Annotated in this window: 20 protein-coding genes; 13 read left to right on the top strand and 7 right to left on the bottom strand. The window is 33.7% G+C overall.

All coding sequences use genetic code 11. The annotated features are described in order from the left end of the window. Positions 1-10: 10 nt before the first annotated feature. From rpmB to AC3IS6_RS21875, 7 genes are all read left to right on the top strand, one after another. Positions 11-247: a 50S ribosomal protein L28 gene (gene rpmB / locus AC3IS6_RS21905; protein WP_008468080.1), complete on the top strand. Its 237-nt coding sequence runs from the start codon at positions 11-13 to the stop codon at positions 245-247. A gap of 27 nt (positions 248-274) precedes the next feature. After that, positions 275-457, top strand: coding sequence for a 50S ribosomal protein L33 (gene rpmG, locus AC3IS6_RS21900; RefSeq protein ID WP_008253902.1), 183 nt, complete (start codon positions 275-277; stop codon positions 455-457). A 121-nt stretch (positions 458-578) separates the two neighbouring features. Beyond that, complete coding sequence (locus AC3IS6_RS21895) at positions 579-731, top strand: DUF4295 domain-containing protein (protein WP_008468081.1); 153 nt, start codon at positions 579-581, stop codon at positions 729-731. A gap of 167 nt (positions 732-898) precedes the next feature. Further along, entirely contained in the window at positions 899-1852 is a 954-nt protein-coding gene (gene ftsY / locus AC3IS6_RS21890) for a signal recognition particle-docking protein FtsY (RefSeq protein WP_173966109.1), read from the top strand. A gap of 304 nt (positions 1853-2156) precedes the next feature. Beyond that, positions 2157-2597 carry a hypothetical protein gene (locus AC3IS6_RS21885; protein WP_173966108.1) on the top strand — a complete coding sequence of 147 codons (441 nt, stop codon included), beginning with the start codon at positions 2157-2159 and terminating at the stop codon, positions 2595-2597. Beyond that, positions 2578-2874, top strand: coding sequence for a DciA family protein (locus AC3IS6_RS21880; RefSeq protein ID WP_489162515.1), 297 nt, complete (start codon positions 2578-2580; stop codon positions 2872-2874). The genes AC3IS6_RS21885 and AC3IS6_RS21880 overlap by 20 nt, the downstream gene beginning before the upstream one ends. A gap of 78 nt (positions 2875-2952) precedes the next feature. After that, positions 2953-3375, top strand: a complete 423-nt coding sequence (locus tag AC3IS6_RS21875; protein WP_489162513.1) for a hypothetical protein — start codon at positions 2953-2955, stop codon at positions 3373-3375. Positions 3376-3455: 80 nt separating this feature from the next. Here the strand turns inward: AC3IS6_RS21875 and AC3IS6_RS21870 are convergent, their stop codons facing one another. The 3 genes from AC3IS6_RS21870 to bshC all read right to left on the bottom strand — a co-directional run bounded on the left by AC3IS6_RS21870 (position 3456) and on the right by bshC (position 7109). Continuing rightward, entirely contained in the window at positions 3456-3875 is a 420-nt protein-coding gene (locus tag AC3IS6_RS21870) for a nucleoside-diphosphate kinase (RefSeq protein WP_017495185.1), read from the bottom strand. A gap of 225 nt (positions 3876-4100) precedes the next feature. Further along, entirely contained in the window at positions 4101-5372 is a 1272-nt protein-coding gene (locus tag AC3IS6_RS21865; protein ID WP_489162511.1) for an acyltransferase family protein, read from the bottom strand. Positions 5373-5519: 147 nt separating this feature from the next. After that, positions 5520-7109: a bacillithiol biosynthesis cysteine-adding enzyme BshC gene (bshC, locus tag AC3IS6_RS21860; RefSeq protein WP_489162509.1), complete on the bottom strand. Its 1590-nt coding sequence runs from the start codon at positions 7107-7109 to the stop codon at positions 5520-5522. 344 nt (positions 7110-7453) lie between these two features. Between bshC and AC3IS6_RS21855 the strand changes: the two genes are divergently transcribed. The 4 genes from AC3IS6_RS21855 to AC3IS6_RS21840 all read left to right on the top strand — a co-directional run bounded on the left by AC3IS6_RS21855 (position 7454) and on the right by AC3IS6_RS21840 (position 11178). Then, a complete protein-coding gene (locus AC3IS6_RS21855) occupies positions 7454-8731 on the top strand; it encodes an MFS transporter (RefSeq protein WP_489162508.1) in 1278 nt (425 codons plus the stop codon). Positions 8732-8838: 107 nt separating this feature from the next. Beyond that, positions 8839-9093 (top strand): autorepressor SdpR family transcription factor, encoded by a 255-nt coding sequence (locus tag AC3IS6_RS21850; RefSeq protein WP_263361736.1) that lies wholly within the window; start codon positions 8839-8841, stop codon positions 9091-9093. A gap of 3 nt (positions 9094-9096) precedes the next feature. After that, on the top strand, positions 9097-9759 hold the full coding sequence (locus AC3IS6_RS21845; RefSeq protein WP_489162506.1) for an SdpI family protein: 663 nt from the start codon (positions 9097-9099) through the stop codon (positions 9757-9759). Positions 9760-9801: 42 nt separating this feature from the next. Further along, complete coding sequence (locus AC3IS6_RS21840) at positions 9802-11178, top strand: alpha/beta hydrolase family protein (RefSeq protein WP_489162504.1); 1377 nt, start codon at positions 9802-9804, stop codon at positions 11176-11178. A gap of 79 nt (positions 11179-11257) precedes the next feature. Here the strand turns inward: AC3IS6_RS21840 and AC3IS6_RS21835 are convergent, their stop codons facing one another. Next, positions 11258-14860, bottom strand: a complete 3603-nt coding sequence (locus AC3IS6_RS21835; RefSeq protein ID WP_489162502.1) for a DUF7948 domain-containing protein — start codon at positions 14858-14860, stop codon at positions 11258-11260. A gap of 126 nt (positions 14861-14986) precedes the next feature. Here AC3IS6_RS21835 and AC3IS6_RS21830 point away from each other — a divergent pair, with 126 nt between their 5' ends. Next, positions 14987-17191, top strand: coding sequence for a B12-binding domain-containing radical SAM protein (locus tag AC3IS6_RS21830; RefSeq protein WP_489162500.1), 2205 nt, complete (start codon positions 14987-14989; stop codon positions 17189-17191). Positions 17192-17214: 23 nt separating this feature from the next. Here AC3IS6_RS21830 and AC3IS6_RS21825 read toward each other — a convergent pair whose 3' ends face one another. Genes AC3IS6_RS21825 through AC3IS6_RS21815 form a run of 3 tightly spaced genes read right to left on the bottom strand, consistent with a single transcriptional unit; the run spans position 17215 to position 19982 of the window. Then, positions 17215-17979: an MBL fold metallo-hydrolase gene (locus tag AC3IS6_RS21825; RefSeq protein ID WP_489162498.1), complete on the bottom strand. Its 765-nt coding sequence runs from the start codon at positions 17977-17979 to the stop codon at positions 17215-17217. A gap of 60 nt (positions 17980-18039) precedes the next feature. After that, positions 18040-18723 carry a response regulator transcription factor gene (locus tag AC3IS6_RS21820; RefSeq protein ID WP_489162496.1) on the bottom strand — a complete coding sequence of 228 codons (684 nt, stop codon included), beginning with the start codon at positions 18721-18723 and terminating at the stop codon, positions 18040-18042. Further along, the gene (locus AC3IS6_RS21815) at positions 18720-19982 is read right to left on the bottom strand and encodes a sensor histidine kinase (protein WP_489162495.1); all 1263 of its coding nucleotides are present in this window, start codon (positions 19980-19982) and stop codon (positions 18720-18722) included. The genes AC3IS6_RS21820 and AC3IS6_RS21815 overlap by 4 nt, the downstream gene beginning before the upstream one ends. 154 nt (positions 19983-20136) lie before the next feature. Here AC3IS6_RS21815 and AC3IS6_RS21810 point away from each other — a divergent pair, with 154 nt between their 5' ends. Next, complete coding sequence (locus AC3IS6_RS21810) at positions 20137-20553, top strand: DUF1573 domain-containing protein (protein ID WP_489162493.1); 417 nt, start codon at positions 20137-20139, stop codon at positions 20551-20553. Positions 20554-20602: the final 49 nt, after the last annotated feature.

Raw genomic sequence — 20602 nt, 5'->3', positions numbered from 1 at the left:
GATAAGTATAATGTCAAGAGTTTGTGACCTTACAGGTAAAAGAGCGATGGTAGGAAATAACGTTTCTCACGCTATGAACAAAACTAAGAGAAAGTTTTCTGTAAACTTAGTTAAAAAGCGTTTTTATCTTCCAGAAGAAGATAGATGGATTACTCTTAGAGTAGCAGCATCTACGATAAAAACAATTAATAAAAATGGAATCACTGCTGTTTTGAAAAAAGCACAGTCAGAAGGATTTATCAAATAATCTTTTCCTAAATAAATATATAGCAAGATGGCAAAGAAAGGTAATAGAATCCAGGTAATTTTAGAATGTACTGAGCACAAGACTTCTGGTGTTCCAGGTACTTCTAGATATATAACAACTAAGAACAAGAAAAATACTCCGGACAGATTAGAGATTAAAAAATTTAATCCAATCTTGAAACGTGTAACTGTTCATAAAGAAATTAAGTAATAACTTAGAGATTTTAATACAATCTTAAAGTGTTAAATTATTAAGTAATACTTGAAATACTAGTAATACTGTTAATATTAAAATATTTAAAGATTTATTGAATTTCAATAACATTTAAATCATGGCAAAGAAAACCGTAGCATCGTTACAAACATCTTCTAAGAGATTATCAAAAGCCATCAAAATGGTTAAATCTCCTAAAACTGGTGCGTATACATTCGTAGAATCTATTATGGCTCCTGAAGAAGTTGATGAATTCTTGAAAAAGAAATAATAACAATCACAGTATATAGAAAAGCTACTTTCATTCGGAAGTAGCTTTTTTATTTTTTATATTTGTCTAATATTTAAAGAAACATGACTAATTTTAGGTTTCTTTAAATATTAAAGATTATTCGGATTGTAAAATCGTATAATCTAAAAAACTAACAACCTATAAAAATGAGTTTTTTTAAAAAATTATTCTCTACTGATAAAAAAGAGACTTTAGACAAAGGTCTTGAAAAATCAAAAACTACTTTTTTCTCAAAGTTAAGCAAAGCCGTTGCCGGAAAATCTAAGGTCGATGACGACGTTCTGGATGATCTGGAAGAAATTTTGGTAGCTTCTGATGTTGGAGTAAATACAACACTAAAAGTAATCTCCAGAATCGAAAAACGTGTTGCTGCAGATAAATATTTAGGAACAGATGAATTGAATCAGATTCTTCGTGAAGAAATTGGTGCTTTATTGTCTGAGACTAATACAGGCGAAGCAACGGAGTTTGAGATTCCAAAGGATAAAAAACCATACGTTTTAATGGTTGTTGGTGTTAATGGAGTAGGTAAGACTACTACAATTGGTAAATTAGCATATCAGTTTAAGAAAGCCGGTTATAAAGTGGTTCTGGGAGCTGCTGATACTTTTCGTGCTGCTGCTATCGATCAGTTACAGGTATGGGCAGATCGCGTAGATGTTCCAATCGTGAGACAGAATATGGGGAGTGATCCTGCTTCTGTTGCATTTGATACATTGCAATCTGCGGTAGCTCAAAATGCCGATGTAGTTATTATTGATACTGCCGGACGTCTACACAATAAAATCAATTTAATGAACGAGCTTACAAAAGTAAAACGTGTGATGCAAAAGGTAGTTGCCGATGCTCCTCATGACGTGCTTTTGGTTTTAGACGGTTCTACAGGTCAGAATGCTTTTGAGCAGGCTAAGCAATTCACAGCTGCTACCGAAGTAACATCGCTTGCTGTGACTAAATTGGACGGAACAGCTAAAGGTGGTGTAGTGATAGGTATCTCAGATCAATTTCAGATTCCTGTAAAATACATTGGTGTTGGAGAAGGAATTGAAGATTTGCAAGTCTTTAATAAGTATGAATTTGTGGATAGTTTTTTTAAATAATCTTTTTTTGGTAATTCAATGAGTTTTTCTTCTTTAAAAAATATAACGCCAGTTACTTTTTATTTCGCAAGTGTTATCTGTTTTGTTTTGGCGAATGTTTTAAAAGATAGCAGTTTGTCTTTTTATTACATTTTGTTGGTTTTCGGGCTCGTACTTTTCTTTGCAGGCATGCTTAAAAGAATCCGAACAAAACGTTAAAAATCTCCTTGAGATTTTATTTTTTACCTGTAATATTTGAAATTTGTAAAATTGCTTTATAGGCATTTTACAAATTTTTATTTTTTTTGAATTTAATACACCTATTATGAGGAACACTTTTATGATTTTGGTTTTATCGCTTTTGTTTGTAAGCTGTAAACAGGAAATTAAACCGACGGATATTGCAAAGCTGAATGGCTACTGGGAAATTGAAAAAGTGGTTTTTGATAAAGGTGAAGAGAAAGATTATGGAATGAATGAAAATTTTGATTTTTTTAATTTCAAAGGAACAAAAGGAACACGAACGAAAGTTATGGCACAGCTTGATGGGACTTTTCTAACAACGGATACTTTCGAGAATGTATCAATTCGATTTAAAGGAGATCAGGTTTTTCTGGATTATAAAACAGATTATGCAAAATGGAGCGAGGAATTGATTTCACTTTCGGATGAGAATTTTGTAGTGAAAAACGATCAGAATAAGGAGTATCATTATAAAAAAACAGGACCGGTAAATTTATTAGACGATGGCAAAAAGACTAAATAATCAAAGTACGATTGGGGCTGTTTTGCAACAGATTATCCAAGTGAATAAGTTAGGTGCCGGAATGGACCAGATTGATGTAAAAGAGGCCTGGAGACAGCTTATGGGAAATGGTGTGAATACCTATACCAAGAATGTTGTCTTAAAAGGTAGTACATTGTATGTAGAACTCGGATCGGCAGTTTTGCGGGAAGAGTTAAGTCACGGAAAATCTAAAATCGTTAAAATGATTAATGAAGAATTAGGTCGTGAAGTTGTGAAAGAGGTGGTTTTACGTTAATTTTCTTTAAGTATTTGAAAAAGAATCATGATTATAGTGAGATCCAGATTTAAATTCCTGCCAATTTTGTTAGTTTCGATGTTAAGTATTTTTCCATTTTTGGCTATTTATATGTTTATTATTTCTCCAAAAGAAAGCGTGGTTTTTCCTTTAGTAGTATTTGTCATTGTTGCTTATTTTTGGTTTGCTTTAGTGAGAACTAGAATTCACAAAGTAATAGTTGAAAAAAATAGTATAACAGTTAAACGTTATTATGGATTAGGTAGATCTATAGTTTATAACTTTAGTGAATTAGATGGTTTTGTAGTTTTATTCGAAAGTGGAAAATTGGGTATTTCGGAGTCTCTTTTTGTTCTTGAAAAAGGAAAAAGAGTTGTTTGTATTTGTAGTTATTATCTAACTAATTTTAATAGTTTAAAATTATTTTTAAAAGAAAATTTGACTGATTTAGGAGAAATAAAAGGACATGATAATATTTCTGACTTTTTAAAAAAATCATAAAAAAAACCTGTTTGTTTGACAAACAGGTTTTTTTATGTGTTTCTGTGACTAAAAACTGCCACTGAGACTGAAAGCTTATGTTAGAATTGCTCTCTACCAGCAAAGTGGAATGCACCTTCAATAGCTGCATTTTCGTCGCTATCAGAACCGTGAACTGCATTTTCTCCAATAGAAGTAGCATATGCTTTACGAATAGTTCCTTCAGCAGCTTCAGCTGGATTTGTAGCTCCAATTAAAGTTCTGAAATCTTCTACTGCATTGTCTTTTTCTAAAATTGCAGCAACAATAGGTCCGCGAGACATGAATTCAACTAATTCTCCGTAGAAAGGTCTTTCTGCGTGAACTGCGTAGAATGCTTGAGCATCAGCTACAGTTAATTGAGTTAATTTTAATGAAACGATTTTGAAACCTCCATTAGTAATCATTGCTAAGATATTTCCGATGTGTCCGTTTTGAACAGCATCCGGCTTAATCATTGTAAAAGTTCTATTAGTTGCCATTTTATTGCTTATTTTTAATTTTGTGCAAAAGTATACTTTTTTTATGAATTGATTTTAATAAATTCATAATTAAAACTGTAGGAAATGATGTTTTGGTAAACAAAAATGAAAAGAATCAAGACATGTAGTAGTGTAAGTTCTTTTTGTAATTGTGAAAAAAAAATAGAGACACGATGCTTCATGTCTCTATTAAGAAGGATTTATGTCACTTAAGTGATGATTTTTTTAAACTTTGAAGATCAGTTTGTTTTTGTAGAAAATCCACAATATAAAAGTCCAGATTCCAACATACACTAATGCTCCGGCCAAAGAAGCGGTCATTGGATTGTTAAAAAACGGTGCGATCCCAAAATGATACAAATAATTTAAAAGATTAATTTGTTCCTCGGGATGATCCGGATTTTTAAACTCAACCATTACTAAAGCCTGAGGGATAATTTGTGAGAAGAAAAACACTATCATCGGATTTACTCCCCAAATCAAGAACAATTTGAGCCCTTTTTTGTATTCGGCAATATCAATTATGTAGTACAGGAAGGCTAAACACGTTGTTCCTAATCCTGTAGTGTATAAAACGTAACTGCTGGTCCAGAGTGATTTGTTGATAGGAAAGACGATATTCCATAATAAGCCTGCAATAATTAACGTAATACCCGCAATTGCCATTTTTGCAGCTCTTTGTTTTTTCGAAATTTCAAGTTGTAAAACCTGACCAATTAACAAACCGATGATCCCGTTTACGATTGATGGAATGGTAGTTAAAACTCCTTCAGGATCCCAGGTTATGGTTCCGCGATACATATGTCCTTCAAGTAAAACACCATCAAGCCAAGAGGCTAAGTTGGTTTCTTTGTCTAAATTGGCTGCTCCAATTCCGGGAACAGGAAGTAATGTCATTATCGCCCAATAGCCTAACAATAAAACGATGCCGGTTATGATTTGTGTTTTTTGAGTTGTTTTTAAGTACAATAAAGAAACTACAAAATAAACAATAGCAATTCGTTGTAAAACTCCTGGTAATCTCACATCGTGGTAAGCTTCGATACCGCTGTAAGCGAGAAACAGATAAATAAACAGAATGGAGAAGGCCAGAATGTTTTTAATTCTTGAGCTGAAATTACCCATTAAAGCATAGCCAACGGCAATAGTAATGATTAATCGGCCAATAAGGAGTGGGATTCCTTCAAGACCAAAAAGCTGTATTTTTCCAAAATAATTAAAGAAAATTCCAAGACAAAGCATTCGGAGTGAACGAACCAGAATTTTGTTGAAAGTGTTATTGTCCCAGGATTTGGTTGGCATTGCCAGGGGAACTGCAACCCCCATAATGAAAATAAAAAACGGAAAAACTAAGTCGGTTGGCGTGCAGCCATGCCATTCGGAGTGTAACAAAGGAGCGTAAACGTGGCCCCAATCTCCGGGATTGTTTACAATAGTCATTAATAAAATAGTCAATCCTCTAAAGACATCTAAAGATATCAGGCGCTCTCTGGTCATAATTTTGGTAAATAGGTTAATTTTTTTTTAAAGGTTACTATTTGGTTAGAGCCGCAATAATTTCAGAAGAGGCGGTTATTTATTCTGATGACTATTACTTTTTTGTTACAATTTAAAGCGGAATGCTTTAAATCTGAGGTTGCTTTTTTATATCGTGATAATATTAAAATTAGTTTCTAAAGGTTTTAAGTTTTGTACTAAAAGCGGAATTAATTGGTCTCCTTTTTCGAGATAAAACTCTGAGAAATTGGTTTGACGTTCTTGTAAACTCTGATTTGGAAAGAGCTCGAATTGCAAATCAACAACACGTTGTATTTTCGAATCCAGTTTTCGTTTTTGTGCCTTCAGTAATCTTTTTTCAAGATTGTCTAAACCTTTTTTTTGCTTGACTTCCTGAGCTTTTACAGCTCCACTAAAGGATTTATCAGTTTGTTGCGCTAATTCGTAAAGATATTCAAATTGTTTGATCAACGTTTCCTTTTGAGGCGTTAAATCAATTGGAAAAGTGGATAGTTTATGCGTAACTGCATTGACTAAATCAGCGGGCTGAGTAAATAGATCTTTCCACTGAAGTCCAAGCTGGTCGGCCTTTTTTGCTTGCTTTTCGGTACTTAAAAGTACTGAATTACGAACTAATAGCATTGGGAAAGTAATGTTTACAGCATCAAAAAAAGATTTTAATTCGAGCCAATAAGCAATTTCTCCGCCTCCGCCGATGTAACATAAGTTAGGTAAAATAATTTCCTGATATAACGGACGCATAATTACATTTGGACTGAATTTCTCCGGATTACTTTCTAATAGTTTAAGAATTTCTTCTTTTGAAAATGAAATTTTAGTGTGGTTGACAACGTATCTGTCTTTCTCCAGAATAATTCGTTCGCGCAGTTTGTCTTCAATATAAAATAAATTGATTTCGCGTGGATTTACCTGAATCGTGTAATCATTTAATTTTTCTATTGTTTCCTGAACAGCTTTGAAAGCCGTTTGCTGTTCCAGTTCTTCTTTGATGTAAGGAATGAAAGCGTGCTTTAAATCGGCAGCATCAGCATCTAAAATCACTAAGCCATAAGTGTCAAATAAACGATTTGCCAGAAAACGTGTCGCATCTGCAAGATTTTCATGTTTTAAATAAGCTTCTTCAAAGAGCTTTTTTAAGAAACCGGCGTTTGTACTCGAGCCTAGTTCTTTGGAATATATTTCTAAAAAATCGTTTAAACCTTCTGTAGAAAGTCTTCCAACAGGTCCTGTGCTCTCTTTATTCCATCGAAATTTCTTTCCTTTAAAATTAAAATAATTAATCTCTTCAAAATCGTGATCTTCCGTTGCCATCCAGTAAACAGGAACAAAATTATGAGTAGGGTATTTTGATTTTAATTCTGTGGTCAGATTGATTGTCGAAATGATTTTATATAAAAAATACAGGGGACCGCTAAATAAGTTTAACTGGTGTCCGGTTGTAATGGTAAAAGTATTTGAGAGCGCTAAAAGCTCAATATTCTCTTTTGTTGAATTTGAAATTTGAATGTTTTGATATTGCTTTTTTAGCGTCTCGACAAGAGGTATGCGGTTTGCATGATCAAAATTGGCTTGTTTTTCACTTATTTGCTTTTCAAAATTTTCAAGCGTAGGGAAGTGATTGTATAGTGATTGTAATTCGGTTTTTTGACTTAAATAGTCTTGTATCAATTTAGAGAAATATCCTGAGTTTTGGTAGCTGATACAGTCGGTGGGCATAATTTTAGATTTACTTTTGATAGCTGTAAATTTAATCAAAATATATACTTAAAAGATTTTTTAACTAATGCTTAAGATTTGATTTTTTAGTTTTTGTTTAAAATATTGTAATTCAGTGTTTTAGTTTTGTGCTGATTCAAAAAGAGTAGGAAATTTTTTGTGAAGCAATAAAATGTTTGATTTGTTGTTTCTGTTAAAAATTTAAGAGTAATATAAAAGTATTGCGTTTATGTGTGAGTTTTTAATAATGAAATTCTATTTTTGCAGACAAATATTTGTTGTGTAAAAATGTGGAGATTCATTTTTTGCAGAAGTATTTATAAGAAAAACGATAGCAAAGCCAGATGAAAAATAACCCTAAGCAGAAGAACTCTTTAAAACATGTTCTTTTTGGTTCCTTGATTGGTACCACCATTGAATTTTTTGATTTCTATATTTATGCCAACGCAGCCGTGTTGGTTTTTCCTCAATTATTTTTCCCCGGTTCAGATTCGACTACGGCGACTCTGGAATCTTTAGCTACTTTTTCAATTGCCTTTTTATCACGCCCTTTAGGTTCCGCGTTTTTTGGACACTATGGAGATAAAATTGGACGTAAATTTACTTTAGTAGCAGCTTTATTGACGATGGGTATTTCAACAGTTGCGATTGGATTTTTGCCGGGTTATGCCAGTATTGGCGTTGCCGCTCCTTTATTACTAATGCTGTGTCGATTTGGGCAAGGCGTAGGTTTAGGCGGCGAATGGGGTGGTGCTGTTTTACTGGCGATTGAAAATGCTCCACCTGATAAACGAGCCTGGTACGGGATGTTTCCGCAATTAGGTGCTCCCATTGGATTGTTGCTTTCGGGAGGAACTTTTTTAATTTTGACGGATACTATGACCAGTGAAAATTTTATGGATTACGGCTGGAGAATTCCGTTTATAGCAAGTTCGCTTTTAGTTGTTGTTGGATTTTATATTCGAACAAAAATTACAGAAACTCCTTCATTTGAAAATGCTAAAAAAGAACAGGAAGAAGTTAAAGTTCCTTTTTTAACTTTGATTAAATCTTATCGAAATCAATTAATTTTTGGAACATTGGCTGCTGTTACCACCTTTTTGGTTTTTTATCTGATGACTGTTTTTACTTTAAGCTGGATTACTTCAGATTTAGGGATTACCAAAAGAGATGCATTATTGGTTCAGTTATTCTCTGTTTTATTTTTTGCACTTCTTATTCCGGTTTCGGCAGTAGTGGCAGATAAGATCGGGCGACGTAAAATGCTAATTATTGCGACCATAGCTATTGCACTTTTCGGATTTTCGTTTTCTTATTTTCTAAGCGCTGCAAATATGGTTCTAATTACCACATTTGGCTGTATCGGAATGGCTCTAATGGGGTTTACTTATGGCCCTCTGGGGACTTTTCTTTCGGAATTGTTTCCAACAAATGTTCGTTATTCGGGGGCATCTTTGACATTTAATCTGGCAGGAATTTTAGGTGCTGCATTTGCTCCAATGATTGCCATTTGGCTGGCCAGTACTTATGGTTTAAGTTATGTAGGATTTTATCTGACCGGCGCTGCGTTAATTTCCTTGATTTCCTTTTTAGCGGTTTCTAAGAAAGTGCATCAGTTTTAAGATCTAATTAAAATATAAAATTCTCTAAAGAGGCTATGATTTAAAATTATAGCCTTTTTTTTTGCTAATTAGAAAAGTATTTAGATATTTGTCTAAATATATAAATAATGAATGATATTTTTAAAGCCCTTAACGATGCAACGCGAAGAGAAATTCTGGAGCTTCTAAAACATAAGGATTTGTCTGCCGGAGAAATTGCAGATGCTTTTAATATATCAAAACCCAGTATTTCGCATCATTTAGATATTTTAAAACGTGCCGATTTAATTACTTCTGAAAAAACAGGGCAATTTATCATCTACTCCATCAATACCACCATTATGGAAGATGTTTTGCAATGGATATTAACTTTTAAAAAATAAAAAATGAATTTAGAATTGAAAAAAGAGCTTCCAATTATTGGAATTGTTATGATTCCGTACGTATACTTAGCATTTATCTGGAACAGTCTTCCGGAAAGAGTTCCGATTCACTGGAACATGAATGGTCAAATTGACCGATGGGGCAGTAAACCTTTTTTGATTGTGTTGGTTTTTCTATTACCGGTTCTGACTTATGCGATAATGGCTTCAGCTGCACTACTTGACCCTAAAAAAAGACTTTCTTTAATGGGAAAGAAGTTTTATCAATTGAAGTTTTTTATGGTTTTGTTTATGTCTTTACTGGCTTTATTTCTTTTATATGTGACAAAAAATCAGTCTGTTTCAAACCCAAATTTGATTTATGTTTTGGCGGGAATTTTAATTATGGTTTTAGGGAACTATTTTAAAGTAATTCAGCCCAATTATTTTATTGGAATTCGCACACCCTGGACTCTCGAGAGTCAGGAAGTTTGGAAAGCTACACATGCATTTGCAGGTAAACTATGGTTTGTAGGTGGGATTATCATCATTTTAGGAGGATTGATTTTTTCAGGTTTTGTTTTCTCAAAGGCCTTTGTCACAATCGGGATTGTTTTAGCCTTCGTGCCAGTAGCGTATTCTTTTATCAAATTCAAACAATTGGAGAAAAAACAAGGGAAGTTGTAATTCCTCATCATCAACAAAGCAATCTTATTTATTTTAATAAAAATGATAAAAACAATACTCACTTTAATAGTAGCTTTAGCTTCTTGTATAATGAACGGACAAGAAATTTCAGGGCAATGGAACGGAGTTTTAAAAATACAGGGTACTCAACTTCGGGTTGTTTTTCATATTGCTAAAACAGAAACTGGTTATATTTCTACAATGGATAGCCCGGATCAGGGAGCAAAAGGAATTCCTGTTACAAAAACCTCTTTTGAGAATGCTGTTTTGAAATTAGAAATTACAGCTATAAGAGGCTTTTATGAAGGAATTTTGAACAGTAATAATGTTATTGAGGGAAAGCTTACACAAGCAGGACAATCAGTTGACATTAACTTATCAAAAGAAATAACTCAGAAAGAAGTGACTACAAGACCTCAGGAACCTATAAAACCATATCCGTATTATACCGAAGATGTGAAATTTGAAAATAAAGCAGCCAACGTAACTCTGGCAGGAACATTATCTCTGCCTAAAAAGGAAGGAAACTTTCCGGTTGTAATTCTAATTACAGGAAGTGGACCACAAAATAGAGATGTAGAAGGTTTAGGGCATAAAACATTCTTGGTAGTATCTGATTATTTGACTAAAAAAGGAATTGCTGTTTTACGTTTTGATGATCGTGGCGTGGGTGAGTCTACCGGAGATTTTTCGAGTGCAACAACATTTGATTTTGCCGAAGATGTTCAGGCTGGAGTTGAGTATTTAAAAACAAGAAAAGAAATTAATAAGAGTGAAATTGGTTTGATAGGACATAGTGAAGGAGGGATAATAGCCCCAATCGTCGCTGGTAATTCAAAAGATATTGATTTTATTGTTTTATTGGCCGGTCCCGGACTTAAAGGAGATAAATTGATTTTGCTGCAAAAAGAATTAATTGAGCGACAAAGCGGAATGCCTGAAGAACAAATTCAAAAAGGCCAGGAGATTTTTAGAGGTGCTTATGATATTTTATTGGCTTCTCCTTCTTTTGATGATACTTTTAAAAATAAAATTACGAGTTATTTCAAATCAAAATATCCAGGTTCCGAAAATGAAGCTATGGCGAAATACTGTGCCGATTTTATAAATAATAGTTGGTTTTATAATTTTATAAAGATGGATCCGGCTTCTTTTTTAGAAAAAGTAAAATGTCCAGTTTTAGCCCTTAATGGAGGCAAAGATTTACAGGTTCCGGCCGAAGTAAATTTAGAAGTTATAAAAAAGACTCTACTGAAATCAGGGAATAAAAAAGTGACTACTAAAATTTTGCCTGATATGAATCATTTGTTTCAGGAATGTAAAACCGGTTCGCCAAATGAATATGAGAAAATAGAACAAACATTTTCTCCAATTGCGTTAGACGAAATTTCTAGTTGGGTTTTAGTACAAACGAAATAATATAAAATTTCAGCTTAAAATTTAACCGAAAAGCTCGCAAGTAAATTAAAGACTTTGTGAGCTTTTCGGTTAAATAATTTTATCTTTTCAGTGTAAAATGACCTCTGTATTCCTTACCGTTTGAACGTGTAGCCGTAAACCAATAATCTGAAGTAGGTTCGTTTTTCCCGAGGTACGTTCCATCCCAAAAGGCGTCCTTAGTTATTTCTTTAATGAATTTTCCGTAGCGGTCAAATATTTGAATTACTGTATTAGCTGCCAGATATCCAAAATCTATTGTCCATGTATCATTATAACCATCATTATTTGGAGTGAAAAATTTAGGAAAAGGGAGTTCTTCAACTAAGTGGATGCAATTTTGATTAGTCGCTTCAAGAATATTTATAGCAACAGGAATTCTGTCGCTTTCACAATCAGCAATGGTTTGAGAGGCATAATACGTAATTCCATTCTCAAGTGGGCTTGATTCTGAAATAGTTTTAGTAGAAGAATTACTTTCAAACCATTTTATATTTTGCCCAATGATATTGATATCTTTTATTGAAGCATTCTGTTGAATACAGAAAGTTTGTCGTGAATCGGCTATTGGTTTTTGAGTGTCCTGTATTTTTACCATAATAGCAAGTCTTTTACTTTCGCAATTGTTTAATGTTTGTGAAGCATAATAGATGCGATTTTGCAATAAAGTAGTTCCCGGTAGAATAGTTCCATTCATTGCGACATCATACCATTTAATAGCTGATCCAGAGATAGTGAGATTAGTAATGGTTGCATTATCATCGATACAAAACTGTTGATTGCTATTTCCAGTGGGTAAAGCAGTATCATAAACCTGAACTAAAATTGGAGTTCTGTCACTTTCACATCCAATTGTTTGTGATACGTAATAGGTCTTGTTGTTTTGTAATAGAGTTGTACTAGGTAAAACGCCGGCCGAAAAACCGGTGTCGTACCATTTTACATTTTGCCCTTGTATTTGAATATTATTTAAAGTGGCATTCTCGCTTTTGCAAAATTGTTGATTGGCATTTCCTGTTGGAGAAGCGGGTGTGTTTACTATTGAAACTGTAATTCCAAATCGGGGGCCTTCGCAACCGTTGATAGTCTGAGAAGCATAATAGGTTTTTCCGTCAATCAAATTTGTTGTTTCGGCTAATAAGGAACCATTATGTAACAAATCATACCATTTTATGCTATTTCCATTTACTTGGATAGTAGCAATCGTTGGATTCTGACCTGTACAAAATTGTTGATTTGCATCCCCTGTTGGGGGCTGAGTACTTTGAATGATAACATTAGTTTTTTTTGTTCCATTACATACATCAGTTCCTGAAATTACACAAATGTATTCTCCGCCATTAGCTGTTGTTGTATTTATAATTGTTGGATTTTGATCTGTTGAAGCAAAACCGTTTGGTCCAGTCCAAGAATAATTTGTTCCTCCAGATGCTTTTAACTCTAATGTTTTATCAATACAAACAGGAGAATTGCTTGTTATATTTGGAATACTATTTGTGGTTGATTCTTCAAATTTCATTAGAAAATAATTATGGAATCCGATAATGTTAGATTGATAAGAACTTGCATCTGCAATACCGTTATTCTCACTTGAGATTCCGCTGACAAATATGTTATTGTTTTTGTCTAATACTATTTTTGTTGGACTATGATGTGCATCTCCTCCAATATCTGTTCCCCATATAAAATCGGCTTCTTTCGAAAATTTAGCAATGTATCGTTCAAAATGTTTATTAGATCGATATGAGCAAGCATTTGTTAATTTTGAATTAGCAAACCCAAAGTTTGTGGCACCAAAATATATTGAGTTGTTTCTGAAAACTATTGAATAAATATGATTTTCACCTAAATAACTGCCCCAAATTCTTTGTCCATTAGTATTTAATTTTGCAAAGAAACCTTTATATGAAAAAGTATTACTGCTTTCAAAACTGCCAGAAGTTGTGATGTTATTATTGCTGGCAGTTTCTCCTCCGATATAAATGTTATCTTCATCATCAACTTCCACTGCATGTATTTCGTCAATTTGTTCTCCACCGTAATATGTTGACCATATTCTTTCCCCGGTAAGAGAAAATTTGTACAAAACTCCATCCGGATGGGTAATTGGATTGTGTAATTCTTGAAACACCCCTGCTGTTGAAATATTGTTAAAACTATATGTATATCCTCCGATAATCAAGTAATTGTTTTTTACTACTATATCATTAAATATATCACGATTTTCACCTCCGACATAAGAACTCCAAATTAAATTTCCTGAAGATTCAAATTTGGTTAGAAAACCATCAATTGTATTAGAGAAAGCGGGGTCTACATTTATATGTGTTTGAAATTTACTATTTATAGCAATACCAGTTGTGCTGGTCGTAAGACCAATCATATAAATGTTATTGTTGTGATCAACATCTATCGCAAATCCAGAATCCTGATACTCGCCACCAAAATAGGTTCCCCATAACCTAACACCTGAACTATTAAATTTTACTAAAAAAGCATCTTGATAACCTCCTAAATTAGATTTATAGGATCCTGCAGTACTTATGTTAGTTTGATCTTGAGTTGTTCCCGTTACAATTACATTGTCCTGGAAATCTATTTTTATATCAGTTATACCACAATAATTTTGTCCACCATAATAAGTTCCCCATAAACGATTTCCATTAGGATCAAATTTTTCAATTATACCGTTTAAATATACTGATGATGGTATTGTTTGATGGGCGCCTGCTGAAGCATATGATGAATTTAAAGCATTTGTGCTTCCAGAGACATATGCATTTCCAAAGGAGTCAGTGCTGATGCTTGAAGGGCTAAGTACTTGGGCTGAACCAGTGTGATCTCCATAAAAAGTTCCCCAAAGTTTAGTTGGCACTGGGTCAATTACAATTGTTTTTCCATTAACTGGATCGGTTGAATCAAATCCATAAACATCTTTTTTAATTTTTCGATACCCGACAGCAATCTCCTTTTTACTATTTCCTTCTTCAATCCAGCTTGCAGGAAGTGTTTCTTCCATCTTTCCGAAGCGAACATTCATCTGAATTTTATTATCAACCAAATCAGTTTCAGCGCCATTAAACTTTAATTGAATATCAGAGATTTTACCTTTTGGATGAATTATAAAATTGTATTCGACGACTTTTTTGGGATCATTCGGAATTGTAAATACAACATCAATATCAGGGTAAATATTTTTATAAGTTATTTGTTTGAATTGATAAACACCAGTAATTCCTTCCGGTTTATTGGGAACATTATAGTAATTATCAAAATCTGTTGATTTTTGTTCTGTAATTAATTCAACTTTTGAATTTGAATTTACAAAATCAATGTCAATTCGATGAAAAATATATTCTAAATCAAACTCCGGTTTTTCTTCATTATCCTTTTCGGGAATTCGATACGGAAGTATTTTGGCTGTTTTTGGAGTTTGTCGATGAGGAGTTTTCTTAACTTCGTATACGTCATATGAAAAGCCATTTTTCTTTAATTGAACATTTAATCCGTTAGAGTTTAGTAAAAATTTTACCTCCGTATTTGGTTTTCCTTTTTGATCGATGATCTGTCCTTTATTTTCTTTAAAACCAATAGATTGGTTTTTGTTTTGTGAAAATAAGTGAAGTGTAAACAGAAAGAAAATAAAGAATAATTTATGCTTCATTGGAATGATTTGGATTTTCGCAAATGTAATTAATTATCTATAAAGGAGACTTCAAAATCGCAAGTTGAATCTTTTCCTGAAAAGTCTCTAAATATGCTGTATTTTTGCAAAAAAAATAATGCCGTCTTGAAAACGAAACTCTTCATTGTTACTCCGCCTTTTACACAACTGAATACACCGTATCCGGCAACAGCGTATATAAAAGGATTTCTGAATACCAAAAATATCGAATCGGTTCAGGCTGATTTGGGTATCGATGTGATTCTGGAATTGTTTTCGAAGAAGGGTTTAATTGATTTGTTTGATTTTTCAAGTTTCAGGTTTCAGGTTTCAGGTTCTGAAGTTTCCGATAATTCAAAACGTATTTTTGCTTTGCAGGACGAATACATCAAAACAATTGATGCTGTAATTCAGTTTTTGCAGGGAAAAAATCCAACTTTGGCTTTACAGATTTGTCAGGAAGATTTTCTACCCGAAGCTTCTCGTTTTGCACAATTAGAAGAACTCGATTGGGCTTTCGGAACAATGGGAACGCAGGATAAAGCCAAACACTTAGCTACTTTATATCTCGAGGATATCTCTGATTTTATTGTAGAATGTATTGATGAAAATTTTGGTTTTAGCCGATATGCAGAACGTTTAGGCCGAAGTGCCAATTCGTTTGATGAATTGTACGAAGCCTTACAGCAGAAACCAACCTACATCGATTCTATTTTAATTTCGATTCTAAAAGAAAAAATGGAAGTGGTAAAACCCACTTTTTTTCTAATATCTGTTCCCTTTCCTGGGAATTTGTACAGTGCTTTTCGCTGTGCTCAATGGATAAAGAAACATCATCCCGAAGTTAAAATTTCGATGGGTGGAGGCTTTCCGAATACCGAATTGCGTTCGCTTTCTGATGCTCGTGTTTTCGAATTCTTTGATTTTATCACTTTAGATGATGGTGAAGTTCCAATTGAAGAATTAATATTCAATTTAGAAAATCCAAATTCCAATTCATATAAAAGAACTTTTTTATTGGAAAACGGAGAAGTGGTCTACAAAAATAATTCGTTAAAACACGATTATAAACAAGCCTATGTAGGTACTCCGGATTATTCGGATTTACCTTTGGACAAGTACATTTCGGTAATCGAAATTGTAAATCCAATGCACAGAATGTGGAGTGACGGCCGTTGGAATAAACTTACCATGGCGCACGGCTGTTATTGGGGAAAATGTACTTTTTGTGATATTTCACTTGATTATATAAAGGTTTACGAACCGGTCGCGGCCAATTTGCTCTGCGATCGTATGGAAGATTTGATGCTGCAAACCGGGCAAAATGGTTTTCATTTTGTCGATGAAGCTGCTCCGCCGGCTTTGATGCGTGCTTTGGCGTTAGAAATTTTACGCCGAAAATTAGCTGTAACCTGGTGGACAAATATTCGATTTGAGAAAAGTTTCTCCAAGGATCTATGCCTGCTGCTGAAAGCGTCAGGATGTATTGCTGTTTCTGGTGGTCTGGAAGTGGCTTCTGATCGATTGTTAAAGCTCATTGATAAAGGAGTAACGGTAGAGCAGGTTGCAAAAGTGACCCGAAATTTTACCGAAGCTGGGATCATGGTTCATGCTTATTTGATGTACGGTTATCCAACCCAAACGGTTCAGGAAACGGTGGATAGTCTCGAAATGGTACGTCAGCTATTTGAGGCTGGAATTTTGCAGTCGGGATTTTGGCATCAATTTGCGATGACAGCTCATAGTCCGGTTGGATTGTATCCGGAAAAATTCGGTGTTACAAAGACAACTGAAGCAATAGGAACTTTTGCTAATAATGATATCGATTATACCGATTCTACAGGAATCAATCACGATAAGTTTAGTTTTGGATTAAAAAAATCACTTTTTAATTTCATGCACGGCATCTGCTTTGATTATGAATTGCAGGATTGGTTTGATTTTAAAATCCCAAAAACAAAAATAGATCCGGATTTTATTTTTAATGCCCTTGAGGAAGGAAATGATTTTAATACAAAACCAAATGCCAAAGTAGTTTGGTTAGGCGGAAAGCCTTTTGTGGAGGCTTTTACAAAATCTAAAAAAGGAAGAACCTGGGAAATGATGGCTTTTACTTTTCACGATAAAAAAGAAAGTTTCAATATTCAGACGAATAAAGAAGAAGGCGAGTGGCTGGTTGAAATTTTAAGTAAAATTGCCATTTCAAATAGCAAAAACTACACTTTTCAGGAAGTGAAAAATGATTTTGAGATAAATTTAGATGATTTTGAATTGTTTTGGTATTCCAAACCTGTTAATACTTTACGCGAATTCGGATTGTTGGTTTTATAATTCGAAAAAGGGTAAACATAACATTAATATTCTACACTAGTTCCGTCATTTGGAATCGAAACTTTGTCCAGAAGATCATTGTCCGTAAGAGCCTGTTTTAATTCAGTTCTAGTTGTGGGGCAATGATTTAAAGCCTCTAAATGATTAGCGAAAACTTTTCCGGGCGCAAGTGCGGCAAATTTTAGTATGTCATTCATTCGCATCAATAGGGGCTGACCAATATCTAACCTTGCAGTTCCGCACGCTACAATCGAAATATCGGGTTTAAATTCAATCAACACTTTTTGTACATGTTCTGTAAAAATGGTATCAGAGCTGATGTAAACCGATTTTTGATCGGGTAATTCGATATGAAAACCCATTACTTTTCCCATTAATTTTGCAATAAAACCATAACCGTGAATGGCCGGGATTCCTGTGATTTTGCCTCCAAAAAATGGCTGAGGCTCCCAATAGTTTAAGGTTTGTATGATGTTCAATCCTCTTTTTGATAAAGCATCTTCATCTTTACTGCTGCAAACAACAGGAATACTTTTTCGTCTTAAGAAAATCTCGCCTGCCTTGTCGATATGATCGGGGTGCAAATGCGTAATCAGACAAATTGTTACTTTGCTTAAAATATCTCTGCTGTTTTTAGGCAAGGCAACTAATGGGTTTCTTTTAGGTTTATAACGAAAAATGGTGAAGGGCGGAATCGTTTTTCTTTTCCCTAACATTGGATCGACCAATATGACATCGGTTTCAGTTTCTATAACTAAAGTGGCGTTGCGTAAATGATGTAATTTCATATCGGGAAAAAATTATAGATACTAAAATACAAAAAATATAAAAGAATTAAAAGAGGTAAATTACATGGTAAACCGAAATCCAATTCCATGTAAGTTTTCAATAGTAATGTCTTTTTCGTTGATTAAAATCTTACGGAGACGTGAAATAAAAACGTCCAGACTGCGTCCCATAAAATAGTCATCAGTGCCCCAAAGAGAGGTAAGAATCTGTTCTCTTTTTAAAACAGAATTTTTGTTGTCCAAAAACAATTTCAATAATTCAGCTTCACGTTGCGTAAGGCTGATTTTTTCGCTTTCATTGAAAAGAACAAAGTTGCTGGTATCAAATTGATATTTTCCAATTTCATAAATTAGTTTTTCAACGGGGATGTTTTTCTGCGAACGTTTTAGGAAAATTTCAATTTTTAAAAGTAATTCCTCAATACTAAAAGGTTTTACAAGATAATCATCGGCGCCTAAACGCAATCCTTTTATGCGATCTTCTTTTAATGTTTTGGCAGAGAGAAAGATAATTGGAATATCACTGTTGCTTTTTCTGATTTCGGTAGCCAGCTCGAAACCATCCATTTTAGGCATCATGATATCAAGGATACAAATGTCAAAATTCTCTTTTTTAAAGTTTTGCAAACCCGTTATTCCATCGCAACAATGATGTACGTCATAGTTATTTTGTTCCAGATTGTCTTTGGTTAGGAATGCGAGGGTCTCATCGTCTTCGGTATAAAGTATTTTGAATTGTTTCATTTTTTATAAGGAATTGATAAAGTTATAGTGATGCCTTTTTCTGAATTGTTTTCGGCTTTTATTTTCCAGTTATGCAAGTTGCAAATTTCTTTTACATAATACAAGCCAAGTCCAAAACCATTTACCTCATTGCTTTTTTCGTTTGGAGCGCGATAGAATTTATCAAAGATAAAAGAAATGTTCTTAGGAGAAACTCCAATTCCGTTGTCTTTAAAAGTTAGTTTTAAAACGGAATTTTCGACTGCGATTCCAATTACAATCAGCGACTTTTCGGAGCAATATTTAACCGCATTATCGAGTAAATTATAAACTAAATTTGAGAAATGAAAAACGTCAGTTTCTATTTTATACTCTTTGGAGAGCGTTTCAATTTTGACGTTTGCTTCAGGATATTTTAAAAGAATGTTCTGGATGATTTCTTCAATAATCGGAACAAGTGAAACCGCTTCTTTCTTTAATTCCAAAGGGGCATAATCTGACTTAGCAACGTTCAGGATCTTCTCAATATGACCATTAAGTTTGTGGCTTTGATTGATAATAATGTCAGTATAGGTATAGAGTTTTTTATCGTCTTTAATCGGTTTTTGCTCAATTAAGTATTTCGAGGCAATTAGAATAGAGGATAAAGGTGTTTTAAACTCATGTGTCATATTGTTGATGAAATCACGCTGCAGTTCCGAGTATTTTTTGTGCTGCAAAAGCGTAAAAATAGAGTACACATAAATCAGTAAAATAAGAATCAAAGCAATCGAAAGTATGAACCAAAATCGCATCGAACTAAACAAATAGGTCGTTTCATTTGGAAAACGTATGGCAAAATAATAAACCAAATTTTTATGTTTTGGAAAATAAACCGATTGCTTTACTTTAGTTTTTTCAGATAAAGAAATATAATTTCCATACACCATCTCGTCGCTTTGGCAATTGTACATTGCATATTCAAAATCGGTGGTGATATTCATTTTTTTAAATTCGTTTTTCAGATAAAATTCTAAAATATCAGGTTCAAAATCATTATCAATATTTACGATATAATAGTCGTTGGCAATTTTTTGAACAGGATTTTGTGCAGGAAGCTCATGATTGGTTCCTTCGTATAATTTTTTGGCTACTTCGAGTAAAGCGATATGTGCTTTTTGATTGAGTTTTTTTTGCTCCAAAGTAAAAGCCTCTTTAGTCCAAAGTAATTGTGCTACGAGTATGCTTATAATCGCTATTAATCCTAATATGATGATACTATTGAGTTTGTTGAGTTTCAAGAAAATGGTGTTTTTTAAAGGTGTAATATTAATCAAATTTATAGTTAAAAACACCAATTAACAAGTCGTTAACAAAGATTTGAAAGCGGTTAACAGCGTCTAGTTCAGTTCCGAAGTACTTTTGAAATATCATAAACCAATAAAATATTTAGCTATGAAAATGATCAAAATTTCGATGTTGTCTTTGACATTATGTTTAATGTCTTTTTCGGCGATTGCACCACTAAAGTCAATTACTTCAAAAACAAAAGTTACCGCTGTAGCTGCTTCAGCTGTGGTATGGAAAGCAGAAACTATAGATGTGGGTGAAATTCCTCAGGGGACTCCAAAAGTAATTGTTTACGAATTTAAAAATACAGGAAAAACGGCCGTTGTAATTACAAATGTACAAGGATCTTGTGGCTGTACAGCAACAGATTATACTAAAGAACCGGTTTTGCCTGGAAAATCAGCTAAAGTAACTGCAACTTATAACGCAGCGAACAAAGGTGGTTTTACAAAAACAGTTACTGTGACTACAAGTGCCGAAAGCACTCCAAAAATCCTTACTCTAAAAGGCACAGTGATTTAAATTTAGAGATTAGTTATAAAGCAGGGACTCCGGATATAATATGTCTGGA

This window comes from Flavobacterium sp. KH_035 (assembly GCF_057839565.1).
The sequence above is the reverse complement of the archived record's forward strand: the minus strand, read 5'-3'. Positions and strand labels throughout refer to the sequence as shown.